The sequence below is a fragment of the Frateuria sp. GZRR35 genome, from assembly GCF_051900415.1.
Classification (GTDB): domain Bacteria; phylum Pseudomonadota; class Gammaproteobacteria; order Xanthomonadales; family Rhodanobacteraceae; genus Frateuria_A.
Genome location: NZ_JBHZGL010000007.1, coordinates 160,620 through 175,809 on the forward strand (window position 1 = coordinate 160,620; position 15,190 = coordinate 175,809).

The 15,190-nt window shown below is 69.1% G+C and carries 18 protein-coding genes and 1 pseudogene; 8 read left to right on the forward strand and 11 right to left on the reverse strand.

From position 1 onward, the window contains the following. Positions 1–2 precede the first annotated feature (2 nt). Both ACFWZ3_RS10560 and ACFWZ3_RS10565 read left to right on the forward strand, forming a co-directional pair. Complete coding sequence (locus ACFWZ3_RS10560) at positions 3–2,345, forward strand: PAS domain S-box protein (RefSeq protein WP_439707694.1); 2,343 nt, start codon at positions 3–5, stop codon at positions 2,343–2,345. Positions 2,346–2,500: 155 nt separating this feature from the next. After that, the gene (locus ACFWZ3_RS10565) at positions 2,501–2,674 is read left to right on the forward strand and encodes a small, acid-soluble spore protein, alpha/beta type (RefSeq protein WP_209615595.1); all 174 of its coding nucleotides are present in this window, start codon (positions 2,501–2,503) and stop codon (positions 2,672–2,674) included. An 83-nt stretch (positions 2,675–2,757) separates the two neighbouring features. On the opposite strand, the gene ACFWZ3_RS10570 is transcribed toward ACFWZ3_RS10565, so the two are convergent. The 6 genes from ACFWZ3_RS10570 to ACFWZ3_RS10595 all read right to left on the reverse strand — a co-directional run bounded on the left by ACFWZ3_RS10570 (position 2,758) and on the right by ACFWZ3_RS10595 (position 5,154). Continuing rightward, positions 2,758–3,297, reverse strand: coding sequence for a GNAT family N-acetyltransferase (locus ACFWZ3_RS10570; protein ID WP_439707695.1), 540 nt, complete (start codon positions 3,295–3,297; stop codon positions 2,758–2,760). Then, positions 3,294–3,494 carry a hypothetical protein gene (locus tag ACFWZ3_RS10575; RefSeq protein ID WP_439707696.1) on the reverse strand — a complete coding sequence of 67 codons (201 nt, stop codon included), beginning with the start codon at positions 3,492–3,494 and terminating at the stop codon, positions 3,294–3,296. Before ACFWZ3_RS10575 ends, ACFWZ3_RS10570 begins: the two co-directional genes overlap by 4 nt. Further along, positions 3,491–3,934 (reverse strand): hypothetical protein, encoded by a 444-nt coding sequence (locus tag ACFWZ3_RS10580; RefSeq protein WP_439707697.1) that lies wholly within the window; start codon positions 3,932–3,934, stop codon positions 3,491–3,493. The genes ACFWZ3_RS10575 and ACFWZ3_RS10580 overlap by 4 nt, the downstream gene beginning before the upstream one ends. Positions 3,935–3,978: 44 nt before the next feature. Then, complete coding sequence (locus ACFWZ3_RS10585; protein WP_209615603.1) at positions 3,979–4,188, reverse strand: hypothetical protein; 210 nt, start codon at positions 4,186–4,188, stop codon at positions 3,979–3,981. A gap of 76 nt (positions 4,189–4,264) precedes the next feature. Beyond that, positions 4,265–4,534: a hypothetical protein gene (locus ACFWZ3_RS10590; protein ID WP_439707698.1), complete on the reverse strand. Its 270-nt coding sequence runs from the start codon at positions 4,532–4,534 to the stop codon at positions 4,265–4,267. Positions 4,535–4,686: 152 nt separating this feature from the next. Beyond that, positions 4,687–5,154, reverse strand: coding sequence for a DUF1203 domain-containing protein (locus tag ACFWZ3_RS10595; protein WP_439707699.1), 468 nt, complete (start codon positions 5,152–5,154; stop codon positions 4,687–4,689). Positions 5,155–5,324: 170 nt separating this feature from the next. Between ACFWZ3_RS10595 and ACFWZ3_RS10600 the strand changes: the two genes are divergently transcribed. Continuing rightward, the gene (locus ACFWZ3_RS10600; protein WP_439707700.1) at positions 5,325–5,513 is read left to right on the forward strand and encodes a hypothetical protein; all 189 of its coding nucleotides are present in this window, start codon (positions 5,325–5,327) and stop codon (positions 5,511–5,513) included. Between the two features lie 46 nt (positions 5,514–5,559). Here ACFWZ3_RS10600 and ACFWZ3_RS10605 read toward each other — a convergent pair whose 3' ends face one another. Continuing rightward, positions 5,560–6,036 (reverse strand): hypothetical protein, encoded by a 477-nt coding sequence (locus ACFWZ3_RS10605; protein WP_439707701.1) that lies wholly within the window; start codon positions 6,034–6,036, stop codon positions 5,560–5,562. 186 nt (positions 6,037–6,222) lie between these two features. On the opposite strand from ACFWZ3_RS10605, the gene bla reads away from it, so the two are divergent. After that, entirely contained in the window at positions 6,223–7,098 is an 876-nt protein-coding gene (gene bla / locus ACFWZ3_RS10610; protein ID WP_439707702.1) for a class A beta-lactamase, read from the forward strand. Positions 7,099–7,122: 24 nt separating this feature from the next. On the opposite strand, the gene ACFWZ3_RS10615 is transcribed toward bla, so the two are convergent. Both ACFWZ3_RS10615 and ACFWZ3_RS10620 read right to left on the reverse strand, forming a co-directional pair. Continuing rightward, positions 7,123–7,536, reverse strand: a complete 414-nt coding sequence (locus ACFWZ3_RS10615; RefSeq protein ID WP_439707703.1) for a hypothetical protein — start codon at positions 7,534–7,536, stop codon at positions 7,123–7,125. Between the two features lie 8 nt (positions 7,537–7,544). Then, positions 7,545–8,474, reverse strand: coding sequence for a M14 family metallopeptidase (locus ACFWZ3_RS10620; protein ID WP_439707704.1), 930 nt, complete (start codon positions 8,472–8,474; stop codon positions 7,545–7,547). 189 nt (positions 8,475–8,663) lie between these two features. On the opposite strand from ACFWZ3_RS10620, the pseudogene ACFWZ3_RS10625 reads away from it, so the two are divergent. Further along, positions 8,664–8,819 (forward strand): annotated as a pseudogene (locus ACFWZ3_RS10625) (HupB); the annotation flags it as partial. 403 nt (positions 8,820–9,222) lie between these two features. Here the strand turns inward: ACFWZ3_RS10625 and ACFWZ3_RS10630 are convergent. After that, positions 9,223–9,816, reverse strand: coding sequence for an OmpH family outer membrane protein (locus ACFWZ3_RS10630; protein ID WP_439707705.1), 594 nt, complete (start codon positions 9,814–9,816; stop codon positions 9,223–9,225). An 865-nt stretch (positions 9,817–10,681) separates the two neighbouring features. Here ACFWZ3_RS10630 and ACFWZ3_RS10635 point away from each other — a divergent pair. Then, positions 10,682–11,296 (forward strand): SEC-C domain-containing protein, encoded by a 615-nt coding sequence (locus ACFWZ3_RS10635; protein WP_439707706.1) that lies wholly within the window; start codon positions 10,682–10,684, stop codon positions 11,294–11,296. 100 nt (positions 11,297–11,396) lie between these two features. Then, positions 11,397–12,293, forward strand: a complete 897-nt coding sequence (locus ACFWZ3_RS10640; RefSeq protein ID WP_439707707.1) for a hypothetical protein — start codon at positions 11,397–11,399, stop codon at positions 12,291–12,293. 74 nt (positions 12,294–12,367) lie between these two features. Here the strand turns inward: ACFWZ3_RS10640 and ACFWZ3_RS10645 are convergent, their stop codons facing one another. Beyond that, the gene (locus ACFWZ3_RS10645; RefSeq protein ID WP_439707708.1) at positions 12,368–12,784 is read right to left on the reverse strand and encodes a DUF3465 domain-containing protein; all 417 of its coding nucleotides are present in this window, start codon (positions 12,782–12,784) and stop codon (positions 12,368–12,370) included. A 144-nt stretch (positions 12,785–12,928) separates the two neighbouring features. Between ACFWZ3_RS10645 and ACFWZ3_RS10650 the strand changes: the two genes are divergently transcribed. Beyond that, the gene (locus ACFWZ3_RS10650) at positions 12,929–15,145 is read left to right on the forward strand and encodes a prolyl oligopeptidase family serine peptidase (RefSeq protein WP_439707709.1); all 2,217 of its coding nucleotides are present in this window, start codon (positions 12,929–12,931) and stop codon (positions 15,143–15,145) included. Positions 15,146–15,190: the final 45 nt, after the last annotated feature.

Here is a 15,190-nt window from a genome sequence, read left to right on the forward strand (position 1 = left end):
CCATGTCCACCCACGATGCCGCAGACGATCACGGCCGCACTCCGCGGGAAGCTGAGCTTGCGCGGGAGAACGCGCGCCTGCGCAAGGCACTCGAACGGGCCGGCGTGGACGTCGACAAGGCGTTGGAGGAGGCGGGTGTCGCCCGCCAGGCCACCCGACAGGCGCACGACGAGGCGGCCGTTGCAGCCCACGACCACGCCGAAGCGATGGAACAGGGGCGTGCAAGGCTGGCCGATGCCGAGGCGCTCAACGCCGACCTGCGCCGCAGCAACGAGGCGCTCGCCGCCAGCGAGGCCGCCCTGAACCAGAGCCAGGAGCGGTTCCACGGTCTGTTCGCGATGAACACCCTCGGCGTGATGATCTGGGGTCCGGACCTGACCATGGCCGAGGTCAACGACGGCTTCCTGGCGATGAGCGGTTACACCCGCGAAGAAGCGCAGGGCCTGAGCTGGCGCGAACTGACGCCCGAGGAGTTCTATCCGGTGACGCTGCGCGCGATCGAGCAGATCCAGGCGACGGGCGAAAGCACGCCCTACGAGAAGCAATACCTGCGCAAGGACGGCTCGCGCTGGTGGGGTCTATTCGCCGCCCGCAAGGTGGGCGACGTCACGCTCGGCGTCGTGCTGGACGTCACCACGCGACGCCAGGCCGAGGAGGCCTTGCGCGAAAGCGAGGAACAGCTGCGCCTCATCGTCGAGAGCGCCCGCGACTACGCCATCATGGCCACCAATCCCGAGGGCCGCATCACGCGCTGGCTGCCCGGTGCCACTGCCGTGTTCGGCTGGAGCGAGGCGGAAGTGCTCGGCCGACCCGGGACCATGATCTTCACGCCGGAGGACCAGGCGTCGGGGCGCCCCGTCAAGGAAATGGCCCTCGCCCGCGAGCACGGCGTGGCGCCGGACGTGCGCTGGCACATGCGGCGCGATGGCTCGCGGGTGTTCATCGAGGGCCACATGATGGCGCTGCGCGGGCCGGACGGCGAGCTGCGTGGCTACATGAAGATCGGGCAGGACATCACCGAACGCTGGATGGCCGAAGAGCAGTTGCGCCAGAGCGAAACGGCGCTGCGCCATCTCAACGAGACGCTCGAGGCGCAGGTCGATGCGCGCACCGCCGAGCTGCGCCAGGCGGTGGAGGCGCTGCATGCCGAGGCGGTCGACCGCGTGCAGGTCGAAGAGGCGCTGCGCCAGGCGCAGAAGATGGAGGCGGTCGGCCAGCTTACCGGCGGCCTCGCGCACGACTTCAATAACCTGCTGACCGGTATCGTCGGCAGCCTGGACCTGCTGCATCGGCGCACGGCGCAGGGCCGCTACAACGACCTGGACCGCTATATCGCCGCCGCGCGCGGTGCGGCGGATCGCGCCTCGGCGCTGACCCACCGCCTGCTCGCGTTCTCCCGGCGGCAGACACTCGATCCGCGACCGACCGATCTCAACGCGCTGGTGCAAGGCATGGTCGAGTTGCTCCGGCGCACCATCGGCCCGCACATCCGGCTGGAGGTCGAGCCGGCGGACGGACTGTGGACGACGCTGTGCGATTCCAACCAGCTGGAAAACGCGCTGCTCAACCTGTGCATCAATGCCCGCGACGCCATGCACGGCGGCGGGCGGCTGGTCATCGGCACCGCCAACACGCGGCTGGATGCGGCGGCCGCCAAGGGCCTGGACATGGTGCCGGGCGCGTATGTGGCGCTGCGCGTGTCCGACAGCGGCACCGGCATGCCGCCGGAGGTGATCGCCCGCGCGTTCGATCCTTTCTACACCACCAAGCCGCAAGGCCAGGGCACCGGGCTCGGGCTGTCGATGGTGTACGGCTTCGCGCGCCAGAGCGGTGGCCAGGTGCGTATCGACTCCACGCCCGGTCAGGGCACCACCGTGACGATCTACCTGCCCCGCCACAAGGGCGAGCCGGAGGCCGATGCCGCCGCCACCGAGCTGGCGAACGCGTTCCAGGCTGGCGCCAATGAGGCGGTGCTGGTGGTCGACGACGAGCCGACCGTGCGCATGCTGGTGGGCGAGGTGCTGCGCGAGCTCGGCTATACCGCGATCGAAGCGGCCGACGGCGCCTCCGCCTTGCGGGTACTGCAGTCGCAGGTACGCGTGGACCTGCTGGTGACAGACATCGGCCTGCCCGGCGGCATCGGCGGCCGGCAGCTGGCCGACACGGCGCGGATGTCGCGGCCGGCCCTGCGCGTGCTGTTCATCACCGGCTATGCGGAAAACGCCGCCATCGGTTCGCTCGAGCCGGGCATGCAGGTGATGACCAAGCCGTTCGCGATGGATGCGCTGGCCTCGCGCATCCGCGACATGCTACGTGGCGCGCCGCAGGCGGGCGATCCGTCCTGAAAAATCTCCCAGCGGCGGACGCTTTTTTTCAGGCCGCCGGTGGCGGTGCTTCGGCTGTCCGCGGGTTGCGGGCATTGGCGCCGCCCTTGCATCGCCCAAGGCGCCTGGCCATCCGGTCGGGTATCACGCGTACTCCCACACCCCACGGAGGCACCATGGCAAACCAGCGAGACAACGAGCGCAGCAACCAGCAGTCGGGCCGTTCGGCCAGCGACGACAACGGCGACATGACTGTCCGCGAAGCCGGCCAGAAAGGCGGCCAGCGCGTGCGCGAACTGGTCGAGGAAGGCAAGGATTCCGAGGGCGGCCGCAGCGGCAACGATCGCTAGGCCCCCAGGGTCCGCGGACAGAAAAAGCCTGGCTCGCGCCAGGCTTTTTTTGCATCAGGCAGAAGGCACCCAGGCCCTTGCCGTCAGGACAGAGGGAAGCCGCCCTGCAGATCGAGGCAGAAACCGAACACCGGCAACTCGCCCTGCATGAAATCCAGTTCCGGCGCCCGTTCGAACCCCAGCCGCTCGTACATGCGCCAGGCCACCTGCATGGCGCGGGTAGTGTGCAGCACCACGCGCGCGTGGCCGTGCTCGCAGGCACGCTGGATGCAGGCCCCGGTCAGCGCCCGCCCCACGCCCAGGCCGCGTGCCGTCGGTGCCACGCCGAGCAGGCGGATGCCCGAGGCGTGCGTGAGCGTGCCGGCGATGCCGCCGGAGCCGTACTGCGCCATGTCGCCGAAATACACCACGCCACCGAGCAGCCGCTCTTCATCGTCCAGCGCCACCAGCAACTGCGCCTGCGGCTTGCGGGTGAACTGGCCGATGTTCGCCAGCAGGGCGTAATAGCGCGGCTGTTCGTCCGGTCTGGGGAAACCTTCCAGCCGCGCGTACACGTCGACCAGCAGGCGCCCCAGTGGCTCGAACTCGTCCGGACGGGCCTCGCGGATGCGCACGCCGGTCACTGGTCGCTCGAACGCACCCGCGCCAGTCCCGCCGGCGTCAGTTCCAGTACCGGAGCGCCCTCGCAAACGTGCTCCGGCCGGCGCACCAGCCCGGCCAGCATCAGCCGCGCCACCGCCTCCTCGGACACCATGGCCCCCTGGCCCTCGGCTACGCGGGCGAGATGGGCCAGATCCTGCAGGTCGAGCTTGTCGGTCATCGGCGGCCTCCTCCGATCGCTTCATCCCGGCTGTACGGCCACCAGCCCGCGCCATGGCACGCATAGCGGTCGGCCGCGCGTTCGAACCGATTGTGCACGCTGACGCCCCCGCACAGCAGGTAAAGCGGCAGGAACAGCGGACCCAGCACCATGTACTGATAGACGTGCGCGCGCTCGTGATCGGTCAGCAACACCTGCGGCTCGATGGCGTGCCCGGCGCGATGTGCGTAGGTCGCGCACGTCACGTCCAGGCTGTCGCCGGTGTGCAGGATGACGTTGCCCAGTGTCAACGCACCCGGCGAAAACCACGGCATGCGCGCGAAGACCAGCGCGAGCTCGCGCGGGCGCCACCGTGCGCGGGCTCCCATCGTCAGCCCGATGCCGCCGGCAAGCAGGCCGAGCAGCGTGTTGGGCAAGGTCCACAGGACGCCGAACGCCACGCCCAGCCATCCGGCCGGGCACGGGTCGGGCTGGGCGTGCGCTCTCAGCAGGACCCCACCAGCTCGTGTGCGAACGAGCTGGCGGCCGCCATCGCCTGGTCCTCGTCGCGGAAGTGTTCGCCGGGCACCACGCGCAGGGTGCCGTCCGGCAGGCGCACGGTGACGCTCAGCAACCCGTCGGCCTGCTCGTTGAGGATCGCCACGAAATGCTTGCCGCTGTCCTCGAAGGTGCGCTCATGGTGGGTGTGCTGCATGGAGGGGCTCCTCGTGGGTGGGTAGGTTCCATCTTGCGGGCGGCCCTGGCCAACGCAAGCAGGCGCGACCGTGGCGCTAGACCGGCAACGGGCCCGGCGGATACGGGATTGGTATCAGCGCGGCATCCCCCTGCTTGCGCTTGGCCGCCGCGATGCCTGCCTGGCAACCGGCTTCGGCGGCTTCGAACAGGTCGGCGAACGGCGCTTCACCGCACACGGTGTCGGTGCGGATGAGCGGCAATCCCGGCTGCGCCTGCAGCAGCGCGAACTGGCCCACGAAACCCCGGCCTTCGGCGGGCACGATCCACGAACCCACCACCACGATGTCTCCGACGAGGTACGCCATGGACCTGCTCCTCTGCCTCGGCAGGACCATGTTGGGCTCGCGCGACATCACGCCGACATGAAAATCCCGCAGGCAAGGCGGTGAAGTGTGATGGCCGGCTCAGGACAGGATCCCCGGCAACCGCCATAGAGACGTACTGCGCGGGCGGACCGTCAGCTGCGGTCGATGCGTGCCGCGTAGCAGCCGCGCGTGGCGTAGTGGGCATGCAGATAAGCCACGCCGGGCTGGGCGAACAGACGCCCGATGGCCGCTTCCAGCTCGGTGCCCTGGACCAGTTCGGCGTCCGCCATCATGCCGCCGACGTCGAATGCACGCAGCGAAATCGGCCGGATGCGCAGAACGTCCGGGATGCGATCGACGACGTCACAGGCGGTAGTCGCTCCCTCGCGCACGAAGATGGCATGGCTGGCGCGGAATGGCGTGTCTGCCGGCTGGTGCACGTAGTTCAGCAGCAGCGCCGTCTCGCCGGGCTCGAGGTCGCGCACCTCGATGCGATCGGGGAATCCGGGTGCGTGGTCGACCACGTAGCGGCGCGCGCCGGCGGCCGCCAGCGCCGCATCGTCCAGGCCGAACAGGTGACGGAAAGGCTCGGGCGAAAGCCCGCGGATGCGGAAGGCCATGGCGAACTCCGGTAAAAGGCAAGCCACAAGGCTGGACCTCCGGCCGCCATGGCACCCTCCGGTTCTTGCGCAGACCCATGCCAGTCCGTGCCGGATTCCGAACGGCGCCCTCACGCCGCACTTCCGTGTGCGTATCCAGAATGGCCACAAGCCATCGATCGGAGCAGTGCATGAACACGTCCCATCCCGGCAAGGGCGACGAGCCCGAACGCAACCAACGCACCGGCGGCGATCCGGGCGCGCAGATTCCCAAGCGCCCTGCCGACACGACCGCCAGCGGCGAGGCCACGAACGATACCGGCGAAGACAACCAGCGCCAGAAGGGCGAGCGCCCGGCGGAAGACTACGTGCGTCGCTGAGCGCACGCGTGGCCCGAAGCGGGCCACGCCGAGCGCCCTGGGCGCATCACAGGCCCGAATTGCCGAGCGTCTGCGGGGTCGCCACCTCATTCAGCGCGAGCTTCTGTCGCTGGTAGTCGATCAGTAGCTGATTGGCCTTGAGGTATTTCTTTTCCCTCAACGCGTCCTGTATCAACTGCGCGATTTCCTGATCGCTCCTGCCGCGCAGCGACGTATGGTGCGAGCGTGCGGCAAGGTCGGGGTCGTACGCATCGGCGACCAGCTTGGCCCCCTCGGGCGACATGCCCATGCCTTTCCAGGCATCGGCAAGCTTGCCGCGCAGTTTTTCCAGGTCGGCCATCGCGTCCAGATAGCCCTGTTGCTGGGCCCGGGTCATCGACTTGATGCGGCTCTGCCCCTCCCGCGCACGCAAATCCTCGAAGCTCTGAACGGGCCGGGGCTGCTGCGTCGGCTGCGAATGCTGTTGCGCGAATGCGGCCGGCGCCGCGAGTGCCAATGCGATGACCAGAACTACAGGCTTCATGACCCATCTCCGCAGGCTGAGGCCGGCCGGGTGCGACCGGCGGACGAAACTCCTTCGCGCCGCTGCGCATCCTATACCCGCACATGGCGCCTGCGGGCGGTGGCGCCCGCCAAATGCCCGGATCCTGACCGCGAACGAGCACACGGTGCACGCAGCATCGCAACCTCGTTCCCGCGGGCAACCAACATGAAACGTCGAGACTTCCTCAAGGGCAGCCTGATGGGCGCCCTGCTTCCCGCGGCGCTGGCCCGGGCCACGCCGCCTTCCGGGAATCCCCCTGCCCCCGCCATGCGCCTTGCCGCGCTGGAACAGCGACACGGCGGGCGGCTGGGCGTAGCCATCCTCGATACCGGCAGCGGTCATCGCGTGGCGCATCGCGGTGACGAGCGGTTCCTGATGTGCAGCACATTCAAGGTGCTGGCCGTGGCCGCCGTACTGGCACGGATCGATCGCGGCGAGGAGCAGCCGGAGCGACGCATCGTGTTCGGTCGCGAGGCACTGCTGGACTATGCGCCGGTCACGCGCCTGCACGCCGGTGCGCCGGGCATGCGCGTGGACGAGCTGTGCGAGGCAGCGATCACCGCCAGTGACAACACCGCCGCCAACCTGTTGCTTGCCGCGCTCGGTGGCCCGCAGGCGGTAACCGCGTTCGTGCGTGCACTGGGCGACGGCGTGACCCGGCTGGACCGTACCGAGCCCGAACTCAACCTCACCCATCCCGGCGACCTGCGCGACACCACCACGCCCGCCGCCATGCTCGATACCCTGCAGCGGCTGCTGCTCGGCGCCGTGCTGTCGGAGCCGTCGCGGGCGCGTCTGCTGGGTTGGATGCGTGGCTGCCTGACCGGCGCCGACAGGCTGCGCGCCGGGCTGCCTGATGGCTGGAGCGCAGGCGACAAGACCGGCAGCGGGGCGCAGGGCGAGAGCAACGACGTCGCCATCGTGTTCCCGCCCCAGCGGGCGCCCTTGCTGGTGACCGCGTACTACGCCGCGCCGGACATCGACGCGTCGCAACGCAACGTCGTACTCGCCGAGGTCGGGCGAATCGCCAGCATGCTCTAGCCGCCTTGCGCGCCTGCGCTGTGCTCAAGGTCGCGGGGGCGGGCGTCCGATGTGTTCGGCGCGGCGAAAACGCAACGCCGACCAGTCCTCGTCGATGGCGACCTGCCGCACGCTGTCGAAACCCCTGGCGCGAATCACGTCCCAGCCGCTGTCGCGGTTGAACTCGCAGCGGTAGCGCCGGGAGCTCGCCTTCGGATAGGCGAACCACAGCAACGCGTCGCCGTCGGCCTTGTCGGCGAGCAGCGCCGAGATGGCATCGAGCCCACGCTGGGTGGTCACGAAGGCCAGCGCGAACGCCACGCTTGCCGCACCGGCCGGGTCGCGCCGGATGGTCACGCCCTCGAGCGCCTGCAGCGTCGGTTCGAAGCTGGGGGGCGCGTCGACCACCAGTATCTCGGTCTGGCTTTTGAGGTTGAGCTTGGCGAAGACCGGCGGCATCGGGTCGGTCAGCCGCGCTCGCCGTGCGCCAGCGCGAAATCGATGGCGGCGCGCACCGCCGCCACCTGAGCCTCGTTGCACTGTTCGGCCGTCGCGCGCGGGCTGTCCGGGTAGACCTCGGTGGTGGTGGTGTACATGGCGTCGGTGATGCTGGCGCACAGACCAAGCTTCTTGAGCGGGTAGTTGATGACGCCCGGCGCCACCACCGGCGAGCCGATGATTTCGCCGTTGGCGTCGGCCGGGGCGATGTGGGTGACCGCGGCCACCGCCGCGATCACTGCCTGCTGGAACGCCGGCTGCGGGTTTTCGGTGTCGCCCACCAGATAGAAGCCGTCGGGAATCTCGCCCGGTTCGAACGCCGTACCGTCGCGCGCGGCCAGCGCCGGGCGGAACTCGGACTCGTCCGTATCGGTGGTTTCGTGCAGGTCGATGTGTACCAGCACGCGGTCGCGCAAAGGCTCGACCAGGCGCATGAGGGCCGCCGACTCCTGCGCTGGGCTGTCCGCGCGGAAGGAGCGGTTCGGATCGATCGCGTGCGCGTTCCAGCGATGGATGCGCTCGTAGGCCCACGGGCTCACGCACGGCACGATGAGCAGGTTCACCTTGTCTTCGTAACCGGCCGCATGCCGCTCGGCAAAGCGCAGCGCGCCATGCACGCCGCTGGTTTCATAGCCGTGCACGCCGCCGGTCACCAGCACGCAGGGAAGCTCATCGCGCCAGTTGCGTGTGCGGATCGCAAACAGCGGATAGCTGTCGGGCGAATAATCCAGGCGACCGTACTGCTCGACATCCAGCCGGGAACGCAGGCGCTCGACCACCGTCAGCACGTCGGCCTCGTAGCTGCGCTGGCGGGTCTGGCGCGACAGCCAGGCCGCCACTTCCGCCGGCCCCCAGGGCATGCCGGGCGTTCCGATCGGGTAAGAGGCCTGGTTCGTCATCGTGTCGCTCGCTCTGGCATCGGGAAGCGAAACACTCTAGCACCGGGGCGAAAAGGCTCCCGCGAGCCGCCGGGTGCCCGTATGGCGCGGCGGTGCGCGGTGCCTTTACACGCCCGTGGACAGCTGGCGACCTTCCGTTAACCGCGCAACCGCTAGCGTCGGACCCAGACCAGCCACCGGAGCCGTGCCATGTCCCAGGGCGACAAGTCCTCCTACACCGACAAACAGAAGCGCCAGGCCCACCACATCGAGCAAAGCGAGAAGAAGGAAGGCAAATCGGAAGAGACGGCCGAGCGCATCGCCTGGGCGACGGTGAACAAGCAGGATGGCGGCGGCAAGAAATCCTGACCGCCAATCCTGACCATCGTGCGATGTCGTGCTGCGTCTGTCGGGGCGACCGTACAGTGCCGCCAGGACCGGCAGCGCCTATCACCCGCAGGACGCAGCACCGCCACCGTGCGCGTACAGCACGATGCCCGCTGAGCAGGCACGTTGCCGGCAGCACCGGCAGCAGATGGAGCGACAGGTTCAGCACGGTGAGCACCCGCCTTGCCGGCGAGCCGCCCCTATCAAGGGAACCTGCGGAAACCGCCACCAGCATGAACAGAAAGGCGACCAGCGCGAGCTGGGCGCCGTCCCTGCGAGCGTCCTTCCGGACGTCACCGTCCTTGTCCTTCGGCTAGCGTGGCGCGCCTCTCCCACAACGGCAGAGGCGCGACGGGGGCGGCGACTCCCGCCCCGGCGAACCTTACTTGCCCGTATTGGCCGGCAGCGGTTCCAGGTTGAAGCTGATCGTGGTGATCTTGCCGTCCAGGCCCTGCACGACGCCCGGGGTCAGGTCGTTGGTCGTGTTGCCGCCCAGCACCGAATCCCGGTCCAGCAGCAGCCCGCAGTTGTGGCTCTTGTAGACGCTGGCGACGATCGGCTCGGCTTCCTGGCCGATGCGCTGCATGGCCTTGGCACGAGTCAGCTGGATGCGCTGGTCGAGCTCGCCCGCCTGGCCGCGGAACGTCTGCATGCGCTGCTGCAACGCTTCACCCTGCTGCTTGCGATCAGCGTCGCTCAGCGAAGGCGCCTTCTGCTGGAAGGCCTTCACGTCGGTATCGAGCGGCTTGCGCTGGTTTTCCAGCTGGGTACGCGCCTGCTCGGCCAACTGGCCCAGCCGCTGGCTCGCCGCCTGGCCCACCTTGGACTGGGCGAACACCGCCTCGCGCGAGAGCATGCACACCCCCGGCACGGCATTGCCGCCGAGGTCGGCAGCCTGCGCGGAGGACACGGGAAGGACGGAGAAGCCGGCGGCAGCGACCAGCGAGGCGGCAAGGAGCGAACGAGCAAGGTTCATGGAAGGGTCCAGTGTTGGGTACATGGTCCGTTGACCCGCAAGGGACACGGCAGTTCCCTAGCATAGCGCTCGCGGGCGAGCCCGAATCATCGAACGCCCCGCTGCGCCGCAGCCGTTCGGTGTGTGTTGTGGAAGGCGCTTTTGCCGTCAGGACCCGACCGTTCGGTCGAAACAGTAGCGGCCGGCCGGATGCGTCCAGGCCGCCCCGTCGGGTGGCGCACCCCAGCACGATCGACTGCAGCGACATGGTCCTGCGCTGGTCCAGCCGCAACGCGTGCTGGTGTCCCGGCGACCCGATCACCAGCAAGCCCGCGACCACCGCCGCCAGCATGGCTACGGAGGCGACGCACGGCGCTCCGGCAGGTACGCCCCAAGTGCGGTGGCGCGGGAAATCCTGCCCGTGCGCATCGCCGGGCCCAGGCGCGCAGGCAGGTCGCATCGCTCCCACGCATGCCCTCACCTGTGCCCATCGCATCCTCTTGGGTGCTTCGGCTTACCGATACTGCGGTGCCGCGTCGAGTCGATAGCAGGACACGTAGCACCGATGCCCTTGCGCGGTGGCGACACGCAGCGAGCGGCCCGAGCACGGGCCGCTCGCTGCCCGGCGCCCGCATTGCCGGGTGCCATCGTGCTTGGATGCGTTCTTCGCGGACGCCATGGCAACCTCGGTCACCGATGGATCCCGCCGCTGCAAAGCTCGCCATCGGAAACCCGCGCAGCCGCGGACGCCGGCATGGCGCCCAAGCCGTGCGAGCAGGGAATCGGCAACACCACGCGACGCCACACACCTGTCCCGCCACGCCGTCGCCTCCGCGCGTGGCCCCGCGGCCTCGCCGCGCGGGACGACCACCTCAGCGAGGTTGCGATGTACACGACCACGACACCCGTGCGGATCGACACGCCGGTACGGCGACTGATCGACACCATCACACCCGGCGGGCACGCCCGCTACCTGCGGGTGCAGCCGGAGCCCGGCGCCACGGTCAACGGCTGCTTTTCCAACGTCCAGGCCAAGGCCACGCGCGATGGCGGGCGCCGGCTGTGCGGCTGGCAGTTGTGGGAGTGGCCGGGCGTGCTGGTCGAGGCGGAGTTTCATGCCGTCTGGCTGTCGCCCGCAGGTGAGATGGTCGAGATCACTCCCAAGCCGCATGGCGAGAGCACGATCCTCTTCGTGCCCGACGCACGCCGCGCCTATCGCGGGGAGGTGGTCGACAACGTGCGCATCGCACTGCACGAGGATCAGTTGGTGCAGCACTTCATCCGCGTGTCCAGGGCGATCGTGCAGGTGATCGCGCGCAGCGGGCCGCCCGCCGGGCAGGTGCGCATTCCGGCGGAACAGATCGCGCCGCTGCGGCGGGTCCAGCAGTTCCTCGGGCATGCGATCGATGCGCAACTGCGCGAGCACGATCCGTGCCTCTGCGGCAGCGGCTTGCGCTACCGGCAATGCCACGGACACGAGCTGGAGCTGGCCCTGGCCTGATGCCGCCTTGCCCCACGGCGTGACCGGTCTTTCTGCCCGGACCGTGCGCCCACTATGCTCGCGCGGACGGCGCGGGGGCGCCGACTGCAGGGGGATCACCATGACGACTCGTTCCAATGGGCCGGCGGCCGGTTTCGGCTGGCTGACGCGCGGCATCGACGTAGCGCGGCGCCATCCGCGCCCGGTGCTGGGAGGCGCCGCCCTGTTGCTGGTGGCCTGCCTGCTGCCTTCGCTGGTCACGCTGCCATTCCAGATGCATGCCATGCAGCCCGGCGCGCAACCCAGCCCGGCCCTGTTCGGCGGCTTGATGTTGGTCTCGATGCTGATTGCCCTGCTGGTGGTACCGCTCTATGCCGGTTACCTGCAGGTGATCGATGCCGCCGAGCGCGGACAGCGGGCCCGCGCGCGCGACATCTTCAAGCCATACGCGCAGGGCCAGGCGCTGCGCCTGATCGGCTACGCGCTGCTGCTGACGGTGATCTTCGTCGCGCTGGTGGCGGTGGTGCTGGTGGCGGCCGGCGGCGGGCTCGCGGGCTGGTACATGCAGGCGGTGGCCGCACAGGCCAATCACGTGCCGCCACCGGGTCTGCCGGCTGGCGTCATGACGGCCTTCGCGCTGCTCAGCGTGCTCTGGCTGTTCATGATGGGCTTCTACGCGATCAGCCTGGGCCAGGTGTCGCTGGGCAACCGCGGTGTGTTCGCCTCCATCGGCGACGGCGCGGTGGGTGCGCTCAAGAACGCGCTGCCGCTGCTGGTGTTCGCCCTGAGTCTGTTGCTGGTGTGGATCGTGGCGACCATCGCCATCGTGCTGCTGGTGCTGGTGGTGACCCTGCTCGCCAAGCTTGTCGGGATGTGGCTGGTGTTCGTGTTGGCGATACCGCTCTACATCGCGCTGGCGCTGGCGATGTACGCGGTGATGTTCGGCGTGATGTACCACCTGTGGCGCGACGTGTGCGGCCATGCCGCGCCGCCGGCCATGGCGACGGCCGCAATCTGACCGACCGATCGCTGCTGCACAACGAAGGCGGCCGCTGGCCGCCTTCTTTTTGGGGATAACCCGGCGCGCGAGCGTTACTGGAACGTCTCGCCGTCGTGCTTGAGCCATCCTGCGGCATGGCGGCCAGCCGGATCGCGATGCGTCCAATGCACCACGCCGCCCTTGGGATTGGACTGGTATTGGCCGTAATACTCGACCGTGTCGCCGACCTCCAGGTGACTCACGCGCGGCGCCAGGTCGATGTTGTGTGCCACCAGCAGCGTCTGGCCCGAAGGCAGCCGCAGGATGAAGCGCTGGTGCCGGCTGCCCTGGTCGTCGTCGGGAAGGATGCGCGTGACGACGCCGCTCCCGTGCACCTGCGTGTCGTCGGCCGCCGCCTCCAGCCGCGCCTCGGAGGCCGGCATGTCGCGGATCGGCATCCCACTGTCGAAACGCTCGTAGCCCGCGATCGCGACCGCCACCAGCGCCAGCACGCCCAGCCATTTCCTCATCGACACCGCTCCCCGTTGCAGGTCGCAACCGGCACCGCCCAACCGGGACGGCGTTCGCACTCCGGCCTGCGCCATGACAGATGACAGTACCTCGCCACGGCAGGCGTGGATACGCTCGGACGCTCCCCCACCAAGGACATGGTCATGCATCGCACTCCCTGTTCGCACCGTCCGGCGCTTTCACTGCGTGCCACCACCGTTGCCTGCATGCTGGCATTGGGCGCCCTGCCCGCCTTCGCGCAGACCACCACGCCGCCGACCGCGCGCACCGTCGACGTGGTCGATCACATCTTCGGCAAGACCCTGCACGACCCCTACCGCTGGATGGAAGGCGAGCACAACACCGAGTTCCAGCAATGGCTCCGTGCGCAGGGCGAGGCCACGCGCACCCGGCTGGATGCCCTGCCCACGCTGAAGGCCTGGCAGCAGGCGCTGGGCAAGACCAACGGCGCCACCGTGGTACACAGCGCCCAGCGTTATGCGGGCGGCCGGCTGTTCTTCATCCGCCAGACCGCGCAAGCCAGCGGCACGCTGATGGTGCGCGAGCCGGACGGCACCGAACGCATGCTGCTCGATCCGGGCACGCTCAAGGGCGAGGGCGGCTCCGCGTCGATCACCCTGTTCGTGCCCTCGCCCGACGGCAGCAAGGTGGCGGTCGACATCGACCATGGCGGCAGCGAAGTCACCCGCCTGGAGGTGATCGACGTCGCGAGCGGCAAGCCCACGGGCGACGCGGTCGCGCCGGTCTGGGGCGAGTTCGGCGCGCAGTGGCTGCCTGATGGCAGCGGCTTCGCCTATACCCAGATGGCGCCCGTCGACCAGCGCACCGGCGGCGATCCATTGCAGGACATGCGCGCGCGCCTGCACCGGCTCGGCACGCCCGCGACGCAGGACCCGATCCTGCTGCGCGCCGGCAACGGCGAGGGCACCAACGCCACCTTCGCGATTCCCAGCAACCGCTTCCCGGTAATCGCCTATCCCACCGGTTCGCGTTGGGCGTTGGGTTCGTCCTCCGGTGCGCAGCCGGAGCAGCGCTTCTGCGTGGCGCCGCAGGCCGAGGCAATCAAGCCCGGCGTGCACTGGCGCTGCATCACCGACCTTGGCGACAAGACGCAGTCGGCCACGCTCCACGGCGACATGCTCTACCTGGTATCCACCCGCGCGCGCTCGAACGGCCAGGTGCTGGCGCTCGACCTGTCGAATCCGCACGCCACGTTCAAGGACGCCCGTTCCATCCTGCCGCTGGAGGGCGACGAGATGATCGTCGGCTTCAGCCTCTACGACGCGCAGCAGATCGCCGCGGCACGCGATGCGCTCTACGTGAAAGGCACCCGCGACGGCCGCGACGGCATCCGTCGCGTCGACTACCGCAGCGGCAAAGTCAACACCGTGCCGATGCCGCTGGAGGGCGCCGCTTCGCTGTTCCATGCCGACGAGAGCGAGAACGGCTTCCTGCTCGAACTGCGCGGCTGGACCACGCCGCCGAAGTCCTGGCGCTACGACCCGGCCGACCACGCGCTGCACAGCCTGGGCCAGGACGAAGCCAGCCCGGCGGACTACAGCATGATCGACGCGACCGAGACCGAGCTGGTGAGCGAGGACGGCACGCACGTGCCGCTGACCATCCTGCATCGCAAGGATGCCGCGCTGGACGGCTCCCATCGCGCCATCGTGTTTGGCTACGGCAGCTACGGGCTGTCCATCCTGCCCTCGTTCAAGCCGGTGCGGCTGGAATGGGTCAAGCACGGCAACGTCTTCGCCTACGTCCACGTGCGCGGCGGTGGCGAGAAGGGCGAAGCCTGGCACCAGGCCGGCAAGGGTCCGAACAAGCACAAGGGCGTGGAGGATTTCGTCGCCGGCGTGGCGCGCCTGAGCGAGCTAAATTACAGCCGCCCGCAGCGCAGCGCGCTCATTTCCGGCAGCGCCGGCGGCCTGCTCATCGGTGGTGCGGTGACGCGCTATCCGGACAAGTTCGGCGCCGCCGTGTTCCTGGTCAGCATCCTCAACCCGGTGCGCCTGCTGCAGGCCCCCAATGGCGCCAACCAGCTGGGCGAGTTTGGCGACCCGCGCAAGGCCTCGGACTTCCCCTGGATGCTGGCCAACGATCCGTACCAGCAGATCAAGCCGCACACCGCCTATCCGGCGATGATGCTGGACGTGGGCCTGAACGACAGCCGCGTGGCCCCCTGGCAGACCGGCAAGTTCGTCGCACGCCTTCGCCAGGCCAACACCAGCGGGCGCCCGGTCTGGATCCGCACCGACGCCAACGGCGGCCACGGCATCCAGCATTCGCTCGGCGCCGAGGCGGCCGAGTTTGCCGATATCTATGCGTTCCTGGATGCGCAGTTGCCGGCGGATTGAAAACGGGCCACTGGCAGCCATCGCGCAAACGGCCAGGTTCGCGTC

Excerpts from the sequence above, each read along its gene's own strand:
- ACFWZ3_RS10645 (WP_439707708.1), bottom strand. The coding sequence starts at position 12,784 with ATGAGGAAATGGCTGGGCGTGCTGGCGCTGGTGGCGGTCGCGATCGCG.
- ACFWZ3_RS10585 (WP_209615603.1), bottom strand. The coding sequence starts at position 4,188 with ATGCAGCACACCCACCATGAGCGCACCTTCGAGGACAGCGGCAAGCAT.
- bla (WP_439707702.1), top strand. The coding sequence starts at position 6,223 with ATGAAACGTCGAGACTTCCTCAAGGGCAGCCTGATGGGCGCCCTGCTT.
- ACFWZ3_RS10620 (WP_439707704.1), bottom strand. The coding sequence starts at position 8,474 with ATGACGAACCAGGCCTCTTACCCGATCGGAACGCCCGGCATGCCCTGG.
- ACFWZ3_RS10630 (WP_439707705.1), bottom strand. The coding sequence starts at position 9,816 with ATGAACCTTGCTCGTTCGCTCCTTGCCGCCTCGCTGGTCGCTGCCGCC.
- ACFWZ3_RS10595 (WP_439707699.1), bottom strand. The coding sequence starts at position 5,154 with ATGGCCTTCCGCATCCGCGGGCTTTCGCCCGAGCCTTTCCGTCACCTG.
- ACFWZ3_RS10600 (WP_439707700.1), top strand. The coding sequence starts at position 5,325 with ATGAACACGTCCCATCCCGGCAAGGGCGACGAGCCCGAACGCAACCAA.
- ACFWZ3_RS10650 (WP_439707709.1), top strand. The coding sequence starts at position 12,929 with ATGCATCGCACTCCCTGTTCGCACCGTCCGGCGCTTTCACTGCGTGCC.
- ACFWZ3_RS10560 (WP_439707694.1), top strand. The coding sequence starts at position 3 with ATGTCCACCCACGATGCCGCAGACGATCACGGCCGCACTCCGCGGGAA.
- ACFWZ3_RS10605 (WP_439707701.1), bottom strand. The coding sequence starts at position 6,036 with ATGAAGCCTGTAGTTCTGGTCATCGCATTGGCACTCGCGGCGCCGGCC.
- ACFWZ3_RS10640 (WP_439707707.1), top strand. The coding sequence starts at position 11,397 with ATGACGACTCGTTCCAATGGGCCGGCGGCCGGTTTCGGCTGGCTGACG.
- ACFWZ3_RS10615 (WP_439707703.1), bottom strand. The coding sequence starts at position 7,536 with ATGCCGCCGGTCTTCGCCAAGCTCAACCTCAAAAGCCAGACCGAGATA.
- ACFWZ3_RS10575 (WP_439707696.1), bottom strand. The coding sequence starts at position 3,494 with ATGACCGACAAGCTCGACCTGCAGGATCTGGCCCATCTCGCCCGCGTA.
- ACFWZ3_RS10590 (WP_439707698.1), bottom strand. The coding sequence starts at position 4,534 with ATGGCGTACCTCGTCGGAGACATCGTGGTGGTGGGTTCGTGGATCGTG.
- ACFWZ3_RS10635 (WP_439707706.1), top strand. The coding sequence starts at position 10,682 with ATGTACACGACCACGACACCCGTGCGGATCGACACGCCGGTACGGCGA.
- ACFWZ3_RS10565 (WP_209615595.1), top strand. The coding sequence starts at position 2,501 with ATGGCAAACCAGCGAGACAACGAGCGCAGCAACCAGCAGTCGGGCCGT.